Below are 20,774 nucleotides of genomic sequence, written 5' to 3' on the forward strand. Positions count from 1 at the left end.
ATAATTTTATCCCTATGTTGCTTGTGGGGGGGCGTAAGAGAATGATTTTGCGGGTTTCTAGTCAGAAGATTTTCAGTGCAAGAGTGTTATAGATATCTGAGGTTTTAATTTATAAAATGATAGAATTATTATTATAAATCAAATAATTGCTTTTTAAAAACAAATTTTGTTATGTGTAAACTCTCAATATAATAGCGTTATAATAGCGTTAAGATATGCTTTATTGTGAAGCATATTAATGATTATATTATGGGGGTAGGTGTTTTTGCTTGTTATTTTTTTAGTTCTTTTTGCTTTAGCAGAAAAAGAAAAGCGCCCAGTACACCAGCAGCTAAAATAAACCACGTGATTGCGTAAACAAGATGATTATTTCGAAAGTGGATAATCGTAAGACCAGTGACGGGAAGTTTTGCTTGTGGAGATGTTTTTCTGGCATCAATAAAATAAGGAGCAACAGTGGACAGACCAAGTTTTTCTGCCATAGCGGGAAGATCACGCGTATACCACACATTCTTGTCAGGATTATTTTTGCGCGGGAAAAATCCATTTTTTTCACTCATACGTAATAAACCGATGATTGTTGTTTGTTCTGTGTTTTTGGTAGAATCTTGCTGAGATGAGGTATTTGTATGTGATTGCTCTGAGTGTTGAAAATTGTTACGTTCGTCCATGGGGACGAAGCCACGGTTGATAAAGGTCAGTGTGTTGTCAACGGTTTGTAAAGGAGTCAAAACCCAGTAGCCCGTAGTGTTTTGAGCAGCAGCAGTAACAAAAATGTTTTTATCTGTTAAAAGTTTTCCTGTGATAACAACAGGTTGATATTCATTTTTTTCGAAAGTAACATCTGCCCATTGATCTTTCTGGGGGGCTTTTATGGGGGCTAAGTGAATGCGTTGATTGGCACTGGTGATAAGATTTGTTTTCCAGTTTAACCGTTGTACTTGCCATATGCCTAATGCACTGAAGAGAAGAAAAAAACAAGTGCATAAAGTTCCAAACAAAAGAGAAGAAAAGCAACAAGAATTTCCCTGATGCTTTGTCATGGGCGGCTCTTTTTTGTTCATGATTTATGCTTCCTTTCAGGATACTAAGCCTTTATTCTAACACGGTATACCTTAAAAAAAAGCATTTTGTACGCTTTTGAGTGGAATTTGTACGCCTTTATTGCGGAAAAAGATGAAGGATGAAACAGCAAGAGATGAAAAAGGTTTTATAAAAGACTTGACCTTTTGTTGTCGACCCCCTATTAAAAAGAGAACTCCCGGTGATATCCGTTCAAGGCCGCATTGTGTGTTATGTTCTTTAGGGTATAGGGGATTGAAAGTTTCTTAGAGTTTAAGGGTGAAGTTTATGTCTCGTGCATGTGAATTGACAGGGAAAACGGTTCTGTATGGTAATAATGTTAGCCATGCGAATAATAAGACTCGGCGTCGTTTTTTGCCAAATCTTTGCAATGTGACGTTGATTTCAGAAGTGTTACAGCAAAGTTATCGCTTGCGCATTTCAGCGAATGCATTGCGTTCTGTTGAGCACCGTGGTGGTCTTGATGGATTTTTGGTTAAAGCGGATGACAAAGAGTTATCGCAACGTGCGCGCTTATTAAAACGCCAAATCGTTAAGAAGAAAGCTGAGCAAGAGGCTGGAAAAGCAGCCTAGTTCTTAGCGTTATTGTTTTTGGTTTATGAATGATTTGATCGTTATTCTCTGTCCTAAAAATGCGTTTTTAGGATTTTTTCTTCTTAGATTATTTTAGTGGTTCCATCCCCCAGGTTAAAAAAAATGTTTTCAAGCGGTCTTGTATTAGAACAGCAAAAGAAAAGATATGTCGTTTTTTCTATTTTAGCGATGTGTCTTGCAGTCACTGTTTCTAATATTTTGGTTCAATATCCCGTCTATTGGTTTGGTTTGAATGAGCTGTTGACTTATGGCGCTTTTACTTATCCATTTGCCTTTCTAATCAACGATTTAACCAATCGTTTTTATGGTCCGTCTGCTGCGCGGCGTGTGGTTTATGCTGGTTTTTTTGCCGGTGTTTTTGTTTCTTGGATATTGGCGACCCCGCGACTTGCAATTGCTTCTAGTTTGGCTTTTTTGTTTGGTCAACTCCTTGATATTGTTGTTTTTACGCCTTTGCGACGGAAAACGTGGTGGAAAGCACCTTTAGCAGCTGCGTTGGTTGGTTCGGCGTTGGATACGGTGTTATTTTTTTCTCTTGCTTTTTCCAGTTCTTTTGCTATTCTTGATAAGATAACAGGGTATGCTGATAGTTCACTGGTGGAGAGTACTGTTTTGGGAGGGATAGGCATGCCAGTTTGGCTCTCACTTGCTTTTGGCGATTTTTTCGTAAAAATTGTTATGAGTCTGTTTATGCTGATTCCTTATGGGACAATCCTTAACATTGTGAAGCTTCCTCTTTATCAAAGTCATTCAAAGGATGATTCCTCTTTTGCTTGTAACAAATAATAATCGTTATTTTTTATTTTCTAAAACTTAAGAAAATTTCTGTTATGTTAGGTATGCGCTGGGCAATCGTTATGAGCAATCGTTAATTGAGAGAGTTTATCGTTTTACGGCTTATGTGAGAGGCCTAAATGTTTTTCTCATTTCGAGACTCTTTTTGTCAGGAAGCAGTAAAAGTTATTTGTTTATGATTTCATAAAAAATAGGTGAACAAATACTCTTTGAAAGAGGTTGAAAAAACCTTTTTATAAACTGCATTGATGTAAAAGAAATTTTATTTGGATTTTCTTAACTTATTGAATTTGTGATAATAATTCATCGTTTTGCACCATAAGAAAACTGCATATAATTACCTTCGCGTATCGTAAATTTCTTATACTGAATTCAAGTTATTCTTCGTGTATCAAAACAAAGGGTGGTATGCAGATAAGTACCCTTTGAGAGTATGCAAAATACGTTTTTATGAGTAATGTCAATATAGAAGAAATTATAGTTGATTGCTATCAATGTGTTGATTTATGTCAAAATATTAAGAGTTGGAAAATAGAGTTATTTGCATAGGTAAAGATGATTGAGTTGGATTATATTTTCTGTAACACATTAATTTGTAAGGATAATTCATCTTCTTATATGTTGAATGAAAGCCTTAAATATTGTAAAAAACCTTTCGTTTTAATCTCTCTTAATATGGCCTCAATCAAAAGTATTTCTCTTGCATATGACAAGCGGGGGAAGCCCGTGTAGATAAAAAACATAAACATTAAAGAAAAGACATACCTCTTAATAATCGTTTCAAATGCTAAGGTTTCTTGTGATAACGGAATGGGCAGATACAGGGATGGTATCGTTTTTTTATGGCGTGTAAAGATGGTGATACTTAATGAATTTTACACTAAAGATCATTCATAGGCGCTTTTGTGCACTAAGCTTGGAAGTAAGCTGAAATGTTTCTTTAAAATAGGATTATGCTTTCCAGTACCGTCTGCCATGTGTGAGAAAATAGTTTTAATTGGTTCAATCTGAGACAAATTTAAAATAAAGAAATCTTGCAGTATGCAGGACTTTCATTCAAGTTGAAAAGTGATAGATATATCATTATAAATCAATGTATTGATGATTTAAGGTGGGTTTATTTTTTATAAAGTTGAGGTATTTTATCACTAAAAAGTGCTTCTAATTGTTTTGTTATGGCGTCGGCGAGTTCTTCAGCATTCATAATTGTTACAGCACGTTGATAATAACGTGTGACGTCATGACCAATTCCAATGGCGATAAGTTCGATGGGGGAATGTGTTTGAATTTCTTGAATCACTGCGCGTAAATGTTTTTCTAGATAATTGCTAGAGTTGACTGATAGTGTTGAATCGTCAACAGGGGCCCCATCAGAAATGACCATGAGAATGCGACGTTGTTCACGCCGTGATAAAAGGCGTTGATGCGCCCAAATCAAAGCTTCTCCGTCGATATTTTCTTTTAATAATCCTTCTTGCATCATCAAACCTAAATTGCGCCGTGCTCTACGCCATGGCATATCAGCACTTTTATAGATGATATGACATAAATCATTAAGACGTCCAGGATGATTAGGCTTATGTTGCTCAAGCCATTTTTCGCGTGATTTCCCTCCTTTCCAAGTTTTGGTGGTAAAACCTAAAATTTCAACTTTGACACCACAACGTTCAAGAGTTTGTGCCAAAATATCGGCACAACTTGCGGCAACACTAATGGGACGTCCGCGCATTGACCCAGAATTATCAATAAGGAGTGAAACAACTGTGTCCCGAAATTGGGTATTGCTTTCTATTTTAAAAGAAAGAGGTTGCATGGGATCAATAATCAGACGTGAAAGTCGTGCTGTATCAAGATATCCTTCTTCAAGGTCAAAGTTCCAGTTGCGATTTTGTTGTGCCATAAGGCGACGCTGGAGACGGTTTGCTAAACGTCCAACAATGTTTTGAAGATGATTGGTTTGCTTATCAAGATAACGGCGTAAGTGATCTAACTCGTTTTCAGAACAAAAATCTGTTGCTTCCAAAACTTCATCAAATTGACGCGTAAATATTTTATAATTGCCAAGTCTTTCCATTTGTTCTGAATCGGAAAAAAGGCGTTTGGGTTTGCTCGGCTTTTCTTGCCAAGGTCCATTTTTTTGTTCGCCGTCAGCTTGATCAGTGTTATTTGAATGTGTTGTTTGTACTTTTCCTTCGTCTTGTACATCACTTTCTTGTTCAGTGCTCGTTTGTTCTTCACTTTGAGCGTGTTTTTTGTTTTTACTTTCTTCTTCGGTTGCTTGGTCTTGAGGTTCACATGCGTTTTTTAATTTTTTATTGTTTTCGCTGTCAGAAGTTTCATTTTGGTGCACTGTCATTTGGAGTGTAACAAGCATTTGGTGAACGATCTTCGCAAAAGCCTGTTGATTGTAAATATGATGGGTAAGTTCATTAAGCTCTTCTGCGGCTTTTTGTTCGAGTTCTTGGCGCCAAAATTCTAAAACAAGACCCGCTTCCTTTGGGGCAGCACGCTTTGTTATTTTTTCCCGTAATAAAAGCGCTATCGCTTCTTGGATAGGGGCTTCACTTTGGTTGCTAATCTTTTCATAATGGGCTCTTTTGTATTTATCGGCGAGCATGACATCAAGGTTTTTCGCAAGCCCTTCCATGGCTAAAGTACCGATTGCTTCAACACGTGTTTGTTCAAGGGCATCAAAGACAGCCCGTGCTTCTGATTCTAGAGGAGCAAATTGCATGTGAATGCGGTTATCATGCCATGCTTTGCGCAGAGCCATGGAATCACCTAATCCGCGGGTAATCGTGATATCTTGATCTGTTGCACGTTGTGGTAATTCTGGTAGACGTGCACAATTTTCGCTCAAAGATGGTCTGTTGTGGCTAAAGGAAACTTCTAGCTGGGATGTCCCAGCAATGGCACGCATACAGGTGGAAAGAGCTTTCTTAAAAGCTTCATGATTAAGCGTATTGGGGGGAGGATTGTTTGTATGATTTTTTCTGTTGTCGTCAGGGTCGATCGCCATAATTGACATATTCCTTTAAGACAAGACATCCTGCATAAGTGATTCGGGAAGCTCTTGTTCAAAGGCGCGTTGATAAAATTCTGCGACAGTGGAACGTTCGAGTTCATCACATTTATTGAGAAAAGTTAACCGGAAGGCAATGCCAACATCTTGAAAAATTGTGGTATTTTCTGCCCAAGTCATGACAGTCCGCGGGCTCATGACTGTTGAAAGGTCCCCATTGGTAAAAGCTTGGCGGACCATATCAGCAACGTGAACCATTTGTGAAATTGTCTTTTTTCCCTCAGCTGTTTGAAACGATTTGACCTTTGAACAAACAATATCAACTTCTTTATCATGGGGTAAATAATTGAGTATCGTAACAATAGACCAGCGGTCCATTTGAGCTTGATTGATCTGTTGGGTACCATGATAGAGCCCTGTTGTATCGCCAAGACCAATGGTATTGGCTGTTGCAAAAAGACGAAATGCTGGATGAGGAGAGATAACACGGTTTTGATCAAGCAAGCTTAGTTTTCCAGAGGTTTCAAGAATGCGTTGGATGACAAACATAACATCGGGACGGCCCGCATCATATTCATCAAAAACAAGAGCAATATTATTTTGATAAGCCCATGGCAAAATGCCCTCTTTAAATTCAGTGATTTGCAAGCCATCTTTTAAAACGATAGCGTCTTTTCCTACAAGATCAATACGGCTTACATGACTGTCGAGGTTAATGCGAAGGCAAGGCCAATTGAGACGGGCAGAAACCTGTTCAATATGCGTTGATTTTCCTGTTCCGTGATAGCCGGAAATCATGACTCGGCGGTTAAAGGTAAAGCCTGCGAGAATCGCTAAAGTTGTTTGCGGATCAAAAAGATAATCGGGATCGATATCAGGAACATGGGGGCTTTTTGTACTAAAAGCAGGGATTTTCATATCTGTTTCAATATGAAATAGATCACGAGCGCAAAGTGTAAGATCGGGTGTATTTTCAACGGTAGGATTTGTCATGATATTTCTGGAAGGGAAAGGACGCTATTTATCTCATGAGAAAACGATACAAGAGTTAGAGCATTTATGCAATGCTCTATAACGAGAACCTTAGAGATGAAGGAAGATCGTTGCCATTCTATAATGTTTTATGCAAAGAGTAATGATCTCAATGAGAATGGGTTCATATAAGCGCGTATTTTTTAACATAAACCAGATTTTTTGAGCAAATTATAAGCATGCAAAACATCGCGAAAGCGTTCTTCTGAAGCTCGATTACCCCCATTGGAATCAGGGTGGTGTTTTTTTACCAACTCTTTATATTTCATTTTGATATCTTCTGCTGAAGCGTTCGCTTGTAGTCCCAGTGTATCAAAAGCTTTGGCTTCTAAAGGTTTTAATTTTCGTGAGAAATTATTTTTTGAATGCCGCTCAGTAAAAAGTGTAAAAGGATCACGCATACGATTTTGATAGGCCGCTGTTCCAGAGCGAATCTTTGCGTAATTGGCTGCTGTTTTTTTCGATGTGCCATTGCTAAGATCTGTCGGCCATGTTGGACGATGTCCTGTGAGAGCATCTTTTTGGAATTTGGCGATATCTTGGTTGCTAAGACCTGAGAAGTAATTAAAATTTTTATTATAGGCACGCACGTGCTCAATACAAAAATGTAGATATTGCCCTTCGTGATTTCGACCTGCAGGTGCTTTATGGGTCCCTGTCTTTTCACAACCTTCCCACTGACACTGTTGCGCTTCAGCTTCAGCTTTTGTTTTTATTTGAGCTTATGCGAATTGAATCGAATAATTTAGATGTTATTGTCATATCCTTGATTTATGCAAAATTGATTAATTTTACAAGAATTGACTTTTGAAAAATTTGTTTTCACACTTATTTGATTATGAAAAAGGTGTGTTTTTGCACTTTGCATTTTGTTAAGGAATGAAAAATGTCTGTAGAAACAATAATCAAGAAAAAGCTTCAAGATGCTTTTCATCCGCAGAAACTTGAAGTGATTAACGAGAGTCATCTGCATGAGGGGCATCCTCATAATGAGCATGCTTTTGATGGTAAAGGAGAAACACATTTTCGAGTGAAAATTTTATCTTCTTCTTTTTCCAATATGACACGCGTAGAAATTCATCGAGCAATTTATCACGTTTTAAAAGAAGAGCTGGCTACTTGTGTCCATGCCTTGGCACTCGAGGTTGAAAAGCTTTAATTTTTTTCTTAAAAAATTTTTTAGAGCGGTTTTTTTGTTTAAAAAAACATCTCTTTATATTTCTTACACTCATTTCGCGATGGTGTCCGTGAATGGTAGAAGGGTAAGCCCCCATGAAGTGTCTAAAATTTATTGAGCATTCCCTCTTTACGCTTCATAAAAGAGCAAGCTACACGATCACACACTTTTCTAGTTCGTGGGTGTTGTACGGCTCTTAGCACTTAAAATGATTTAAGAGGTATGCCTTATCTGTATCATTTTCCCATATAGGTCCACCTGCTTGTGATGCGTGCAAGCAAGAGATTTTGATGGATTTGACTTTTATTAATTCGACAAGGAACAGATTTGAAATGAGAGAATTTTACGGTATTCAAGGTTCTATTCAATATAAAGAATGTTATATTATTGCTATAAATCAAAGCATTGTTGTTTCTCAGATATGATGCGCGTCAAAATACATCGAGCGATTTTATCCTTGTTTTACAAGAAGAGTGAGCGGTTTGTGTCTAAACTTTGGCACTTGAGGTTGAAATGCTTTAATTTTTTTGATGAGACATTTTTAAGAACGAGGATGGGACTTTTGATAAATTTCCAACAAATGATCTGTATCGACATGGGTATAGGTTTGTGTGGTGGAAAGACTAGCGTGCCCAAGAAGTTCTTGAATTGTTCGCAAATCTCCCCCCCGTGATAAAAGATGGGTGGCAAAAGAATGGCGTAGTGTATGAGGGGTGGCCGTTTCTGGTAACCCGAGGCTTGCACGTAAGTTGCGGACGGTTTTCTGAATAATGGCGGGCTGGAGGGGACCACCTCGCGCACCACGAAAGAGAGGTTGGTTTCCTATTAAAGGATATGGGCAATATTTGAGATAATTTTGTACAGCTTCGTAAACAATTTTGATGAGAGGAACAAGACGTGTTTTTCCTCCTTTTCCTGTTATGAATAAACTTGTTTTTTCAGGATCAGAAAATTGTTCTGGTGTGAGGCTTAAGGCTTCTGATATTCGCATTCCACAGCCATAGAGAAGCATGAGGACAGCAGCATTACGAGCGTTAATCCAAGGTTCGTTTTCTTGTTGATTTTCTTGTTTAACGATGTGGAGAGCTGATGGTATCGCTAAAGGTCTTGGAAGCGATTTTGGATGTTTAGGGCTTCGGATCAATTGAGCAGCGGGAATATTGACAATTCCTTCGCGGGATAGATATTTGAAAAAAGAACGGATGCCCGCTACTCCGCGGCTTAAAGAGCGAGCACTGACTTTGTTTGTACGTCGATAAGCAAGATAAGCACGCAAATCACTGACACGTAAATGAGCAAGATCTGTAAGGGTTGGTGCTTGGCTTAAGTGTTGACAGAGAAAAGATAAAAATTGCCGCGTATCACGTTCATAGGCTTGCGCTGTTTGTACAGACATACGACGTGTTTTCACAAGACACTCTAACCAGCTTTTCCTTGCGGTTAAAACCGCAGGATCTGCTGGAATGAGAGGATTATTTTCATCTTTTCTTTTGTCGTTTTTGATGGACATTATTTAGTTGAGGGTTTCTTTCTTTTTAGGTTGTTCATCGTCAGAATGACCATTCTTATTTTCGAGTTTCTCTTCATGATTGATAAGTTGTTTTTCACCTTTAAGAGAGAGTATTTTTAAAAGATTATGCGTTGACATCAAATGTGCAAAAATTAATCCTAAAAAGCCGTTTTTATGAAGTTTGGCAAGTTGGTTTGCTGAGAGTTTGTTCAGTTTTTCTTCGTCAACAACCCAAAAATTTTCTAATTGTGCTGAGAGACCTTTATCGTTTTTTACATTGATTGATTTTTGACTGAGAAGATCCATTTCTACCAAGGCATCAATAAATTTAGAGGTTTTCTCCATAGCGATTTTAAAACTTTCAAGAAAACGAATACGTTCTTCCATAAAAGGAGAAATAGAACCATCGGAATTAAAAAGTTCTGTTCCTGCAACTTCGTTAAACATACCGGACTGTTGATCAAAGCAAACAGAAAGTTCTTTTTCATTGCTCAGTTGTGCTAAAACAAAAGGATAGCGACGGACAAAAGCTGGAACATAAGTATTGTTTTTCCAATTTTTATCAGAGGCGATATAGTCATTTTCGTCGTTAGAAAGACCAACAAGAGCGGCGGATGTATAGTGCCGTTTTTTTTGTTCATCTTCAGCGCACATAAACAAAATAGGATAGTCTAGTGCTGCTTGAAAATATTCAGTACTTGCTAAAGGAACCCAGTGCGTATCTTTAGCAAAAGACATATCACTTGGAGGAGCAAATTTTAGATTTTTATGGGAAACTTTGTTGATTGGCGTGATATCTTTGTAAAATAGCATAATATTTGCCATAAGACTTTCTCCTTTATTAATTTGTTTTTGTTACCAAGAAAGGTCTTTTGAGAAAATTGTTTCATATGGCAACAAGATTGAATAGAAATTATTACGATTGAGGGTTCATTTTTGAGAGATAATGTTTTTGCATGAAGTATAATAAAGAAAAGCTTAAAAATAAAGTCTATCTTGCCATTATTGGTATGCCTCATGGTATAAGAGGGGATGTTTTTGTTAAAATTCTAAGTGCCGAGCCACAGCGCTTCAAATCTTACGGGACTCTTTATGATGATATGGGGCGTTCTTATGAAATTTTAACTCTTCGCATGCAAAAAAATAACGCGATTGTCCGTTTTAAAGGGGTGGAAAATCGTAATGCGGCTGAGTCTTTAAAAGGTATTCGCCTTTATGTGATGCGTGATCAATTGATTGATGATTTGATGGAGGATGAGTTTTATCAAGTCGATTTAATAGGGTTGCGTGTTCAAGAATATGGGGGAAAAATCTTAGGTGAAGTGTGTGGTTTTTATAATTTCGGGGCTGGTGATTTGCTTGAAATACGTTTGAATGTAGGTAAAAGAGTTCTTATCCCTTTTAGTAAAGTGGCGGTACCAGAAATTTGTATGGATTCTGGTTTTCTTATTGTTGATCCCATGGCTGCTGGCCTTAGCGATGGGGGAGAAAATGATCAATAAGAAAAGGGCTTGAATTTAAAAAAAATAAAAAATGGAAAATATTAAAAAGGTAGGTGATTCCAAGAGTAGGGGGCTTGAGTTTTGATTTCTAAATGTTTTTTAGATTTTTAGAAGGGGCGTGCAAGTGATGGTTTGTATTTTAAAGTGTACGTATTGAAGAGAGGGATCGTATCGAATATGGCTGCAGAAAGCAGATAAGAAGAGATCTGTATTAACGCTATAGCGTTATAATGTCTGGTTTGTGCTATTTTTGATAAGAGTCTGTTTGAGAATAAGAGTCTGTTTAAAAAAATGAGGATGAAAAAATAAACATGAAGTTTCAGGCGCGCGTTTTAACTCTTTATCCTGAAATGTTTCCTGGTTTTTTAGGGTATTCCTTAGCTGGGCAAGCTTTAGAACGCGGAATCTGGTCACTGGAGACAGTGCAGATTAGAGATTTTGCTTTGGATAAACACCATAGCGTTGATGATACACCCGCTGGTGGGGGGGCTGGTATGGTGATGCGGGCGGATGTATTGGCAGCTGCGCTTGATCATTGTCCACAGGATTCGCCAAGATTATTGATGAGTCCACGTGGGCGTCCTTTTGACCAAGCTTATGCGCGTCGTTTGGTTGATGATTCAGGTATAACATTGGTTTGTGGACGTTTTGAAGGCGTTGATGAACGAGTCATAGAAGCACGGGAATTAGAAGAAGTCTCTATTGGTGATTATATTCTTTCAGGGGGTGAAACCGCCGCATTGGTTATCTTAGATGCTATTATACGTCTTCTCCCCGGTGTGATGGGGAATAAAGCTTCTGCAAAGTGTGAAAGTTTTGAAAATGGTTTGCTAGAACATCCGCAATATACGCGCCCTTCTCTTTTCGAAGGACGAGAGATTCCACCCGTGTTAACCTCAGGTCATCACAAGGCGATTGCAGATTGGCGTCAAAACCAAGCCGAACTGTTAACACGTCAACGTCGCCCTGATCTTTATGCGCGTTATGATAAAAAACGTCAGAAAACTTGATTCATATGATAAGGTGGTGTATGGCATGGCTCTCTTCGTTAGAGAGTTTTTAATAAAAGGTTTTCTGTAATGCCAAAATTAAAATGAAGGAATGGTGTATTCGCTCCTGTGTAAGGCATAGCCTAAAGAGCAGTTTATTCGTAGTATAAGGCTTTTTGGGTAAGAGTTGAGCGCTCTGACTGTTCGATAAAGAACATGAAGGATAAAAAGATGAATATTATCGCACAGCTTGAAGCTGAACAATGTGCAAAAATTGAGGAAAAACGCCAATTTCCAGCCTTTAAACCAGGAGATACAGTCCGTGTTATGGTGCGTGTGACGGAAGGTACGCGGACACGTGTTCAGGCTTATGAAGGGGTTTGTATTGCACGTTCAGGTGGCGGATTGAATGAGACTTTTACAGTCCGCAAGATTTCTTATGGTGAAGGAGTGGAACGGGTATTTCCTGTTTATTCACCTTTGATTGAAGCTGTTGAGCTGGTGCGTCGTGGTAAAGTGCGTCGGGCAAAACTCTATTATCTTCGTGGTTTGAGAGGTAAAGCTGCCCGTATTGCTGAAAAGAGAGATTATCGAAAAAAAGATGAAAAGGGTGTTGAGAAAGTAGAAACAGCCCCTGTAAGCGTAGATGCTGAAACACAGATTGCTGAGTAAAAATTACAATCGGTTAAGCTTTATATAAAAGCGGCTTTTATGCCGCTTATTTGTGTCTTTTATGATTCGTTTTGTCATTTATAAAGGCGTGGAGGGGACATGAAAATGTTTAATCTATCCAAATTTTGTCTCTTTTTTTATTCTTAAATAATGGGTAAGGTGTAGAGTATCATTGCACATGTCATGGATATTCAAACGGAATAAGTATTGTTTGAAAAAATTTCTGTTTATATTTGAGAAAAGATTTTAGACCTTTGACGTGAAGATAAAAGTGTATTAGATTAGGTCGAGTTTTGCGGATCATATCCGTGGAGTAATCGGTTTTTTTATGCGTGACCTTTAATCCGTTATTTGAGACAACCGACCTGTAATATCGGTATCTTGAGATGCCAAACAAGTGAAAACGAGAGAGTATGTTGAGTCGTTTTGTGCGGACTTTCTCGTTCATTGCGGTTGCAAAAACCAGGTCAGGATATTTTATGACAGAAACAACTAGGATAAAAGATCGCCCTCGTTCCCCTCATATCAGTATTTATCGTTGGACAATTACGATGGCCATGTCCATTGCGCACCGCATTACGGGTATGGCCCTTTATGTTGGGACGGTTTTTCTTGCTGTTTGGTTAATTGCTATTGCGTGTGGCGAAGAGGCATTTAGAACAGTTCATGAAATTTACAGTTCTTGGTTTGGATTGTGTATTTTGTTTCTTTATACTTTGGCAGGCGTTCATCACATGGTTGGCGGTGTTCGCCACATCATTTGGGATCTGAAGCCTTGCCTTTTGGCAAAAGAAAAGGCAACAGTCACTGCTTGGGCGACAGTGTTTATCTCTCTTATTGTTACTTTTGCGATTTGGATTGTTGGATATACCGTTGTTTAGCTGGGGGTGAAAAGAGACATGAAAAAAGATTTTCGAACGGAGCTTGGAAAAGTACGGGGACGTGGAAGTGCTCATGCAGGAACAGAGCATTTTTGGCTAGAGCGTTTGACAGGGTTTATCAATCTACCACTTTTGATATTTTTGATTGTTCTTATTCTTTCGCTTGTGGGAAAGGACTATAGTATTGTGCGTGCAAGACTTGCACATCCTATTGTTGCTATTTTGATGGGATTGATGACTTTTTCACTCCTTTATCATATGAAACTTGGTATGCAGGTGGTGATCGAAGATTATATTCCACGCGAAGGTTTTCGGTTATTCTTTTTGATATTAAATATTTTATTTTGTTTTTTCATAGGTGGTGTCATTATTTTTTCTCTTTTGAAAATTGCATTAGGGGGTTAAACAAATATGGCGGGTACAAGGTCATCTTTGGGCGCTAAAGCAGGTAACGCCCCTTATTGCACTGTAGATCATAAATTTGATGTTGTTGTTGTTGGGGCTGGTGGTGCAGGATTACGTGCAACACTGGGTATGGCAGAACAAGGATTAAAGACAGCTTGTATTACGAAGGTTTTTCCAACGCGCTCACACACAGTTGCAGCACAAGGGGGGATTGCCGCATCGCTTTCAAATATGGGACCTGACAATTGGCAGTGGCATTTATATGATACCGTGAAAGGTTCTGATTGGTTGGGCGATACTGATGCAATGGAATATTTGGTGCGTAATGCACCCGCTGCTGTGTATGAATTAGAACATTATGGCGTTCCTTTTTCACGAACGCAAGAAGGAAAAATTTATCAACGTCCTTTTGGTGGACATACGACACAATTTGGTGAAGGTCCACCTGTTCAACGGACTTGTGCAGCCGCTGATCGTACGGGCCATGCCATTTTGCATACCCTTTATGGGCAAAGCTTAAAGCATAACGCGCAATTTTTTATTGAATATTTTGCTCTCGATCTCATCATGACAGATGGGGTGTGTACGGGGGTTGTGGCGTGGAATCTCGATGATGGTACAATCCACCGTTTTTCTGCCAAAATGGTGGTTCTTGCAACCGGTGGTTATGGACGTGCTTATTTTTCTGCAACATCGGCGCATACTTGTACCGGTGATGGTGGTGGAATGATCGCGCGGGTTGGATTGCCACTTCAGGATATGGAATTTGTGCAATTCCATCCGACAGGAATTTATGGCTCTGGCTGTCTTATTACAGAAGGAGCGCGTGGTGAGGGAGGCTATTTAATTAATTCTGAAGGTGAACGCTTTATGGAGCGCTATGCACCTTCCTTTAAGGATTTAGCTTCACGCGATTTGGTTTCACGTTGTATCACGCTTGAAATTCGTGAAGGGCGTGGCGTTGGACCTAAGAAGGATCATATTCACTTGGTGCTCAATCATATTGATCCTGCAATCTTGCACGAGCGTTTACCAGGGATTTCAGAATCAGCACGGATATTTGCAGGAGTGGATGTAACAAAAGAACCTATCCCCATTTTGCCAACGGTTCATTATAACATGGGGGGAATTCCTACCAACTACTACGGAGAAGTTCTCAATCCAACAGCTGATTCTCCGGATCGTATTCAACCAGGGCTGATGGCGGTAGGAGAAGCAGGATGTGCTTCTGTTCATGGTGCTAACCGCTTGGGGTCAAACTCGTTGATTGATCTTGTGGTGTTCGGGCGCGCTGCTGCCATTCGTGCGGGTGAAGTTATTGATCGGAACGCTGAAATTCCACCTTTGAATGAAGAAGCGTTTGACCAAATTATGGCGCGTTTTGATCGTTTGCGTTTTGCGCAAGGAGCCATACCAACAGCCGTGTTGCGTGAAAAAATGCAACGCACAATGCAAGAAGATGCAGCAGTCTTCCGTACAGAAGATTCTTTGAAACAGGGATGTCAACGGATGAATAAAATCTGGGGAGAATTGTCTGATCTTAAAGTCACAGATCGTTCCCTAATATGGAATTCTGATTTGGTTGAAACATTAGAGCTTGAAAATCTTATGGCGAATGCAATTATGACTGTTCATTCTGCTGAAGCACGTTTAGAAAGCCGTGGCGCTCACGCTCGTGAAGATTATCCAGAGCGTGATGATAAAAATTGGCGAAAACATACGCTTTCACATTTGTCAAAAGAAGGTAAAGTTACTTTATCCTATCGACCTGTCCATGTGGACCCATTAACATCTGAAGCTGATGGTGGGATCGATTTAAAGCGTATTGCACCTAAAAAACGGGTTTATTAAGGGGAGAATGAAATATGGTACAAATTAAACTTCCCAAAAATTCCCAAGTAAAACCGGGAAAGGTTTGGCCTAAACCTGAAGGTGCTACAAAGCTGACGGAATTTCACGTGTATCGTTGGTCCCCTGATGATGAGGAAAATCCTCATCTAGATACTTATTATGTGGATCGTTCTGCTTGTGGTCCTATGATTCTTGATGGGCTTTTATTTATTAAGAACCATATTGATCCAACTTTAACACTTCGCCGATCATGCCGTGAAGGTATCTGTGGTTCATGTGCGATGAATATTGATGGGACTAATACGTTGGCGTGTACCAAAGGTATGGATGATGTAAAACATCCCATTAAAGTCTATCCTTTGCCTTCCATGCCGGTTGTTAAAGATTTGGTTCCTGATTTAAAGCGCTTTTATGCACAACACCGAGTCATTGAGCCTTGGTTGCAAACAGTTTCTCCTGAACCTGCAAAAGAGTGGTTACAAAGTCACTCTGATCGCCAAAAAATCGATGGTCTTTATGAGTGTATTTTGTGTGCGTGTTGTCAGACATCATGTCCAAGTTATTGGTGGAACGGTGATCGTTATTTGGGCCCTGCTGTTTTGCTTCAAGCTTATCGTTGGATTGCGGATTCACGTGATGAGATGTGTGGTGAGCGTCTTGATAATTTAGAAGATCCTTTCCGCCTTTATCGCTGTCATACGATTATGAATTGTACGCAAACTTGTCCAAAGGGATTAAATCCAGCAAAAGCGATTGCTGAAATTAAAAAACTCATGGTTGAGCGCCGCCTTTAAAGAATTACTCATTAATGAAAGTAAAGGTCAAAGCTAGAAACGGTATGTGCCTTTAGGAATTTAACCTTTAAGAGTGCATGAGCCTCTTATGAGGGTACTCCGTAACTATAATCATTCTAAAAGCGAAATATCCCCCTAAAAATGAAGTCATTCTTGTAGAAAAAAATCCTTGCAATGGCACACGCTTAAGAAAGCTTAGGGTTGATTTCTATTTTTGCAAAGTCACCAATTTTGTCGAAAAAAATCGATAGATCGCTATACATTCTATTCGTTAATAGAATGTGCTTTATAGAAAGCAGAATGATTGTGTATTTATATGAGATTCTCTTTATTTAAAAACTGTTTGGATCAAAAATATATTTTTTCATTACTTAAAATAAGCTTTTGTCTTGATAATGATAATAATTGGTTATGTTCGGTAACTGTTTCACGAATCTCTTAATTTTTAGGCAAATCAAAATTTATTCTTTTCTTTTTGTTCAAATAGTTATTTTGTCGTCACTTTTTTCTTGTGTGCATCAAATATACATTTCAAAAATAAATAGAGAGTATGCTCAAAGGTAAAAGAATAGAGCTTAATATGCGATTTTGTTTTCTTATGAAGTTTTTGTCTGTTCACTTTTTTCTTTTTTCATGAAGAGTGTAGAAAATACATTAGAGAAGCAAAGAGAAGAGGGGATGCTAAATAAAAAAGCCGTAACAGTTGGTTACGGCTCTTTTTGTCTATGTGCTATTATCGAGAGAGAAAACCTCTTTTAAGCGATTTTTGATTTAGCAAAAATCGGGTCGTAAAAAACTTCAGAAAGTTTTCTATCTTTAAAGAACAACACAACATCAACTGTTGTATAAAGAACGATCTTTATCATTTCTAGCTCGAGTTGGCGACCAACCTCTGATCTTTTAATCAAGGTAGCACATCGCTCAAATGTCTGCAAAGCACTATTGGCATGCGTCGTTGTAATCGATCCGGGATGACCCGTGTTGAGTGAATTGAGATATTCCCATGCTTCATTGCCTCGTAATTCAGCAAGAAAAATTCGGTCAGGAGATTGACGCATACATGCATCTAGACATTCTTCAGCTGAAACACGGCCTACATTGTTACCATAAATCATATTTACATGATTAGGGTGATTGGGTAGAAAAAGCTCATGAACATCTTCAATCGTGATAATACGCTCTTCTACAGGGACTTTTTCAATGAGCGAGCGGGCAAATGTGGTTTTACCAGATCCTGTCTTACCTGCAATGATAATGTTACGTTTGTGAAGGACGCATTCTTCCAAAAACTCAAGAATTTTTCCCTCACGTTTACGTTGTAAGAGTTGAACTTCAAATGGTTCCAACCGTGTGAAGTCATGCTTCAATAAGAAGTTATTGGCTTCTTTTGCTGAGGGTTTATTAAAACTTACATCGGAAAAATCATCAAAAACCCCTTCTTCTTTGAGTTCTTCTAACGTTTTAACTATGAGAGAATGTTTACGAATTACAAAGGAAAGAGTACCATCAACAACAGCTGGTGTTTGGATAATTGTACCACGTTGTCCACCAGGCAAGAGCACATAATTAATACTTCTAGGAGCCATACCGTTATAAACGATAATAGCTGTGATAAGCGTTTGCAAAAAAGCTGTTGTTAACTCTGGTACGCTATGAACCTGCCACCCGTTGAAGCTTTTTGTCCACACTTCACAGGGGCGGCAGATCGATAATTCAGTGATTTTCGGATCTTCTAAGAAATGATCAAGCGGTTGCAGAAGCTGAGAAACCGCTTGGTCTTTTTGTATTGGATTAACGTGTGACGAGACTGTAGACATTGCTGAAATCCAGATCACGAGCAATAAAAATATTTACTCGTTCGCCTTGGTTTTTGTAAAGAGTTGGTGTTATATTGACAGAATTTTGAAGAACATCGTTTACTATAAGTTCGGCATTATGAGCCCCTTGAAGTTGCGCATTCTCTTGATTTTCTTTGCTACTTTTATTAATATTAACTTTACTTCTCACCCATTCTCCTAAATCACCGATGATACTCACCATAATTGCGCCACCAAATCGCTCCCAAAAGTGTCTATCAATCCAGCCGCCGATACCTGCTTCACCAAGAGGACCTGTGCCGGGTGAGTCAAGATTGACAACAACACCAGAAGGTGTTTCAATGCGTGACCACTGTACAAATACACGTGTTTGTCCTTGTTGTACGCCGCTTTGGTAAAAACCAACGACTTTAGAACCACGATCAAGCAAAACAACACGACCACTTGTAGAATAAATATCACGTGTTAAATGACATGTCGTCATTCCTGGTTGTGACGTAATGATTTTCGTTTCCAACGTACAATCTATTTGCGTTCCTTGCGTAATTAAGAGATCACGATTATGAAGTTGTACCGCATGTGATTGACCTAAACGTACCGGTTGAAGGTTATCAAATAACGGACCACTACTCCTACCATCATTTGATGCATTTTTCGCCGCTGTAGATCCTTCACTCCCACCATTGTTAAGACTAGAATTAAGCATACGTTTGCGTGCTAGTCCTTCAGAATCTTGGAGCAAATGTGGAGGAATGGTCGTTTGAAGAAGTTTACTTAAGGCTGGTGGAATATCCAAACTTGAGTCTTCAGTTGGTGTTGATTTTTCTGATTCTTTCACCGGTTTTGGCTCTTCTATAACCGGAGGGACATAGTCTGGTATAATCTGCTGTACTGTTTGTTGCGGTTTTTCTTCCTCAACTTCTACAGCATTACGCATTTTCAAAGCTTTCCAACTCAGAGCAATCGGTAGCGCTATGACGACAATAAGCCCTATCATTAACAATGCGCGGGCACCTGGAATTGTTGGACGACGTTCTGAACCTAGTTCCGATCCTCCATATGCACCTTCAATATGTTTCTGCTCTGCATTGTCCAGTTTTGTCCTTTTTCCCTCTCCGTTCTCATTATCAAACATCATTTTCCTCCTTTATTGACGCGATAAACTACCGAAGATATTGTTCCAGTTGTATTTGGTATACCATTGGGATCATAAGCTTCGTTGAAAACAGCTAAAGCACGCTTACCAAGTCGTATGAGCCATTTAGGATTGACCTTATGAACGGCAATAATATCATTAGAACTGCCAACAACAGTGCGTGGTATTAAGCTTTCATTTCCTTCAGCGTCTACAACATAAATCGACGGCATATCCATGTTAGCGGGAAATTTGAAGTAAGTAATACGCCCATTGTCCCAAGCATTTATCGGAGCAATATCTTGGTGACCGCTCATGGTATAACTGAGATTATAGCCTTTTACGCTTTGGTGAAAACCACGTTCAATAGCAAAGCGTTGGTTATTTACTTCTGATTTTTCATCTTTTGAATCGGGATAATGGAAAGCCAATTCATATGTTGATCCCGCACGGTCATTTCGAAATTGTAGTCGGAATTTGTAACTCCGTTTGTCGGTTACAACAATGAGATTGGTATTGGCAAGTTCTGCTTTTGGCTTAATAAAAATATGCCGCCCTTTATGAGCAAAGGCATAGGCCTCTGAATCACCAAAGGCATGGGTGATATACTGTTCACCTTCTTCAAGAATAATATGCGTTGCCACACCAAGAACTGTTTCAATTTGCACTACATCGGCTTCGTTATATGTTATATAACGAATGCGATGATCATATTGTGAATTTGTTGGGCTTTTGAGTGCCTGCACAGGCACTGTATAAAGAGAAGAAAACGAAGATAATAGAATAACGAATGCAAGTTTTTTCATAACAATCAACCCCTTAATCATTCAACAATATTTCCGGATCAGAACGGTAACTTGTCACTAGGAAACCAAGGGGGTTCAGCAATCGATCAGATGATTTCATAGGGGCACCAACATAGGTGTAGCCAATTGTTGCGATTTGGTGTTGTTTAGGTCCAGTAGCTGTACCAGCGTTGTCATGTTGCTGCGTTGTAAAACGTACAGTTGCTTGTCCAAGTCCGTTGGGTTGAATGGATCGTACCTTAACACTGATACGTGCTTTATTAGAAAGCACTTTGTTTCGCGCCTTTTCTCCTTCATAAATTTTATAATACTCTTGTTGAACAGCTGCTGCGCTTAAAAGTGCTGTTGTGTCATAGTTCAGCTGAATGGTATCATAGTCGTAAGTTTCGCGGTTGAGCACATATTGATTGAGCCAATATCTGTCTACAACTTCACCATAGCTTTCTTCGTGTTCACGCATGACCGAGATCACATCAACTGCACCTGTTGTATTATCAACACGTAATACCAAAGGTGTTGGAGCTGGTTGAGAAAAACCGACAACTCCGCATATCATACCGAATAGACCAAAAATACCAACTGCACTGGCTACACGCCACGCTGTCCTGCGTGATCTTATAAACTCGTTGATAAGATCACGCTCTAAGCCACGACTTTCCTCATAATAACTGTTAAGCTGTTCGGATTTTACTGGTTTAGTTTGTTTTTC

At 39.1% G+C, this 20,774-nt stretch carries 19 protein-coding genes and 1 pseudogene; 10 read left to right on the forward strand and 10 right to left on the reverse strand.

Features of this window, described 5'->3' with window-relative positions:
* Positions 1-272: 272 nt before the first annotated feature.
* The gene (locus tag BN338_RS02730) at positions 273-1,064 is read right to left on the reverse strand and encodes an SURF1 family protein (RefSeq protein WP_039758799.1); all 792 of its coding nucleotides are present in this window, start codon (positions 1,062-1,064) and stop codon (positions 273-275) included.
* A gap of 286 nt (positions 1,065-1,350) precedes the next feature.
* On the opposite strand from BN338_RS02730, the gene rpmB reads away from it, so the two are divergent.
* Together rpmB and BN338_RS02740 are read left to right on the forward strand one after the other, a co-directional pair.
* Positions 1,351-1,656, forward strand: a complete 306-nt coding sequence (gene rpmB, locus BN338_RS02735) for a 50S ribosomal protein L28 (protein ID WP_039758803.1) — start codon at positions 1,351-1,353, stop codon at positions 1,654-1,656.
* Positions 1,657-1,779: 123 nt separating this feature from the next.
* Entirely contained in the window at positions 1,780-2,463 is a 684-nt protein-coding gene (locus BN338_RS02740; RefSeq protein WP_039758805.1) for a VUT family protein, read from the forward strand.
* A gap of 1,126 nt (positions 2,464-3,589) precedes the next feature.
* Here the strand turns inward: BN338_RS02740 and cobT are convergent.
* The 3 genes and pseudogenes from cobT to BN338_RS02755 all read right to left on the reverse strand — a co-directional run bounded on the left by cobT (position 3,590) and on the right by BN338_RS02755 (position 7,288).
* Entirely contained in the window at positions 3,590-5,491 is a 1,902-nt protein-coding gene (gene cobT / locus BN338_RS02745; protein WP_039758808.1) for a cobaltochelatase subunit CobT, read from the reverse strand.
* A gap of 15 nt (positions 5,492-5,506) precedes the next feature.
* Positions 5,507-6,487 (reverse strand): cobaltochelatase subunit CobS, encoded by a 981-nt coding sequence (gene cobS, locus BN338_RS02750; protein WP_039758811.1) that lies wholly within the window; start codon positions 6,485-6,487, stop codon positions 5,507-5,509.
* A 182-nt stretch (positions 6,488-6,669) separates the two neighbouring features.
* Positions 6,670-7,288 (reverse strand): annotated as a pseudogene (locus BN338_RS02755) (J domain-containing protein).
* Positions 7,289-7,412: 124 nt separating this feature from the next.
* Here BN338_RS02755 and BN338_RS02760 point away from each other — a divergent pair.
* Entirely contained in the window at positions 7,413-7,685 is a 273-nt protein-coding gene (locus tag BN338_RS02760) for a BolA family protein (protein WP_039758814.1), read from the forward strand.
* A gap of 559 nt (positions 7,686-8,244) precedes the next feature.
* On the opposite strand, the gene BN338_RS02765 is transcribed toward BN338_RS02760, so the two are convergent.
* Together BN338_RS02765 and BN338_RS02770 are read right to left on the reverse strand one after the other, a co-directional pair.
* A complete protein-coding gene (locus BN338_RS02765; RefSeq protein ID WP_039758818.1) occupies positions 8,245-9,213 on the reverse strand; it encodes a tyrosine recombinase XerC in 969 nt (322 codons plus the stop codon).
* 3 nt (positions 9,214-9,216) lie between these two features.
* Positions 9,217-10,038 (reverse strand): SapC family protein, encoded by an 822-nt coding sequence (locus BN338_RS02770; protein WP_039758821.1) that lies wholly within the window; start codon positions 10,036-10,038, stop codon positions 9,217-9,219.
* Between the two features lie 131 nt (positions 10,039-10,169).
* Here BN338_RS02770 and rimM point away from each other — a divergent pair, with 131 nt between their 5' ends.
* From rimM to BN338_RS02805, 7 genes are all read left to right on the forward strand, one after another.
* Entirely contained in the window at positions 10,170-10,715 is a 546-nt protein-coding gene (rimM, locus tag BN338_RS02775; RefSeq protein ID WP_039758823.1) for a ribosome maturation factor RimM, read from the forward strand.
* Positions 10,716-11,026: 311 nt separating this feature from the next.
* Positions 11,027-11,725 carry a tRNA (guanosine(37)-N1)-methyltransferase TrmD gene (gene trmD, locus BN338_RS02780; RefSeq protein ID WP_039758824.1) on the forward strand — a complete coding sequence of 233 codons (699 nt, stop codon included), beginning with the start codon at positions 11,027-11,029 and terminating at the stop codon, positions 11,723-11,725.
* A gap of 210 nt (positions 11,726-11,935) precedes the next feature.
* Positions 11,936-12,376 (forward strand): 50S ribosomal protein L19, encoded by a 441-nt coding sequence (rplS, locus tag BN338_RS02785; protein WP_039758847.1) that lies wholly within the window; start codon positions 11,936-11,938, stop codon positions 12,374-12,376.
* A 479-nt stretch (positions 12,377-12,855) separates the two neighbouring features.
* A complete protein-coding gene (gene sdhC, locus BN338_RS02790; protein WP_039758849.1) occupies positions 12,856-13,257 on the forward strand; it encodes a succinate dehydrogenase, cytochrome b556 subunit in 402 nt (133 codons plus the stop codon).
* Positions 13,258-13,275: 18 nt separating this feature from the next.
* Complete coding sequence (gene sdhD, locus BN338_RS02795; protein WP_039758826.1) at positions 13,276-13,662, forward strand: succinate dehydrogenase, hydrophobic membrane anchor protein; 387 nt, start codon at positions 13,276-13,278, stop codon at positions 13,660-13,662.
* A gap of 6 nt (positions 13,663-13,668) precedes the next feature.
* Positions 13,669-15,513 carry a succinate dehydrogenase flavoprotein subunit gene (sdhA, locus tag BN338_RS02800; RefSeq protein ID WP_039758828.1) on the forward strand — a complete coding sequence of 615 codons (1,845 nt, stop codon included), beginning with the start codon at positions 13,669-13,671 and terminating at the stop codon, positions 15,511-15,513.
* Between the two features lie 14 nt (positions 15,514-15,527).
* Positions 15,528-16,307, forward strand: a complete 780-nt coding sequence (locus BN338_RS02805) for a succinate dehydrogenase iron-sulfur subunit (protein WP_039758829.1) — start codon at positions 15,528-15,530, stop codon at positions 16,305-16,307.
* Positions 16,308-17,062: 755 nt separating this feature from the next.
* On the opposite strand, the gene virB11 is transcribed toward BN338_RS02805, so the two are convergent.
* The 4 genes from virB11 to BN338_RS02825 all read right to left on the reverse strand — a co-directional run.
* Positions 17,063-18,124: a P-type DNA transfer ATPase VirB11 gene (gene virB11, locus BN338_RS02810; protein WP_039758831.1), complete on the reverse strand. Its 1,062-nt coding sequence runs from the start codon at positions 18,122-18,124 to the stop codon at positions 17,063-17,065.
* On the reverse strand, positions 18,099-19,259 hold the full coding sequence (gene virB10, locus BN338_RS02815; RefSeq protein ID WP_039758833.1) for a type IV secretion system protein VirB10: 1,161 nt from the start codon (positions 19,257-19,259) through the stop codon (positions 18,099-18,101). The genes virB11 and virB10 overlap by 26 nt, the downstream gene beginning before the upstream one ends.
* Positions 19,259-20,065, reverse strand: coding sequence for a P-type conjugative transfer protein VirB9 (gene virB9 / locus BN338_RS02820; protein ID WP_039758835.1), 807 nt, complete (start codon positions 20,063-20,065; stop codon positions 19,259-19,261). The genes virB10 and virB9 overlap by 1 nt, the downstream gene beginning before the upstream one ends.
* A 13-nt stretch (positions 20,066-20,078) precedes the next feature.
* The coding region (locus tag BN338_RS02825) for a VirB8 family type IV secretion system protein (RefSeq protein WP_039758836.1) at positions 20,079-20,774 on the reverse strand (696 nt) is incomplete at its 5' end.

Source organism: Bartonella queenslandensis AUST/NH15, assembly GCF_000312585.1.
GTDB classification, from domain to species: domain Bacteria; phylum Pseudomonadota; class Alphaproteobacteria; order Rhizobiales; family Rhizobiaceae; genus Bartonella; species Bartonella queenslandensis_A.

What these genes read in the sequence shown, in the direction of transcription:
- BN338_RS02730 (WP_039758799.1), bottom strand. Translation starts at nt 1,064, where the DNA reads ATGAACAAAAAAGAGCCGCCCATGACAAAGCATCAGGGAAATTCTTGT.
- rpmB (WP_039758803.1), top strand. Translation starts at nt 1,351, where the DNA reads ATGTCTCGTGCATGTGAATTGACAGGGAAAACGGTTCTGTATGGTAAT.
- BN338_RS02740 (WP_039758805.1), top strand. Translation starts at nt 1,780, where the DNA reads ATGTTTTCAAGCGGTCTTGTATTAGAACAGCAAAAGAAAAGATATGTC.
- cobT (WP_039758808.1), bottom strand. Translation starts at nt 5,491, where the DNA reads ATGGCGATCGACCCTGACGACAACAGAAAAAATCATACAAACAATCCT.
- cobS (WP_039758811.1), bottom strand. Translation starts at nt 6,487, where the DNA reads ATGACAAATCCTACCGTTGAAAATACACCCGATCTTACACTTTGCGCT.
- BN338_RS02760 (WP_039758814.1), top strand. Translation starts at nt 7,413, where the DNA reads ATGTCTGTAGAAACAATAATCAAGAAAAAGCTTCAAGATGCTTTTCAT.
- BN338_RS02765 (WP_039758818.1), bottom strand. Translation starts at nt 9,213, where the DNA reads ATGTCCATCAAAAACGACAAAAGAAAAGATGAAAATAATCCTCTCATT.
- BN338_RS02770 (WP_039758821.1), bottom strand. Translation starts at nt 10,038, where the DNA reads ATGGCAAATATTATGCTATTTTACAAAGATATCACGCCAATCAACAAA.
- rimM (WP_039758823.1), top strand. Translation starts at nt 10,170, where the DNA reads ATGAAGTATAATAAAGAAAAGCTTAAAAATAAAGTCTATCTTGCCATT.
- trmD (WP_039758824.1), top strand. Translation starts at nt 11,027, where the DNA reads ATGAAGTTTCAGGCGCGCGTTTTAACTCTTTATCCTGAAATGTTTCCT.
- rplS (WP_039758847.1), top strand. Translation starts at nt 11,936, where the DNA reads ATGAATATTATCGCACAGCTTGAAGCTGAACAATGTGCAAAAATTGAG.
- sdhC (WP_039758849.1), top strand. Translation starts at nt 12,856, where the DNA reads ATGACAGAAACAACTAGGATAAAAGATCGCCCTCGTTCCCCTCATATC.
- sdhD (WP_039758826.1), top strand. Translation starts at nt 13,276, where the DNA reads ATGAAAAAAGATTTTCGAACGGAGCTTGGAAAAGTACGGGGACGTGGA.
- sdhA (WP_039758828.1), top strand. Translation starts at nt 13,669, where the DNA reads ATGGCGGGTACAAGGTCATCTTTGGGCGCTAAAGCAGGTAACGCCCCT.
- BN338_RS02805 (WP_039758829.1), top strand. Translation starts at nt 15,528, where the DNA reads ATGGTACAAATTAAACTTCCCAAAAATTCCCAAGTAAAACCGGGAAAG.
- virB11 (WP_039758831.1), bottom strand. Translation starts at nt 18,124, where the DNA reads ATGTCTACAGTCTCGTCACACGTTAATCCAATACAAAAAGACCAAGCG.
- virB10 (WP_039758833.1), bottom strand. Translation starts at nt 19,259, where the DNA reads ATGTTTGATAATGAGAACGGAGAGGGAAAAAGGACAAAACTGGACAAT.
- virB9 (WP_039758835.1), bottom strand. Translation starts at nt 20,065, where the DNA reads ATGAAAAAACTTGCATTCGTTATTCTATTATCTTCGTTTTCTTCTCTT.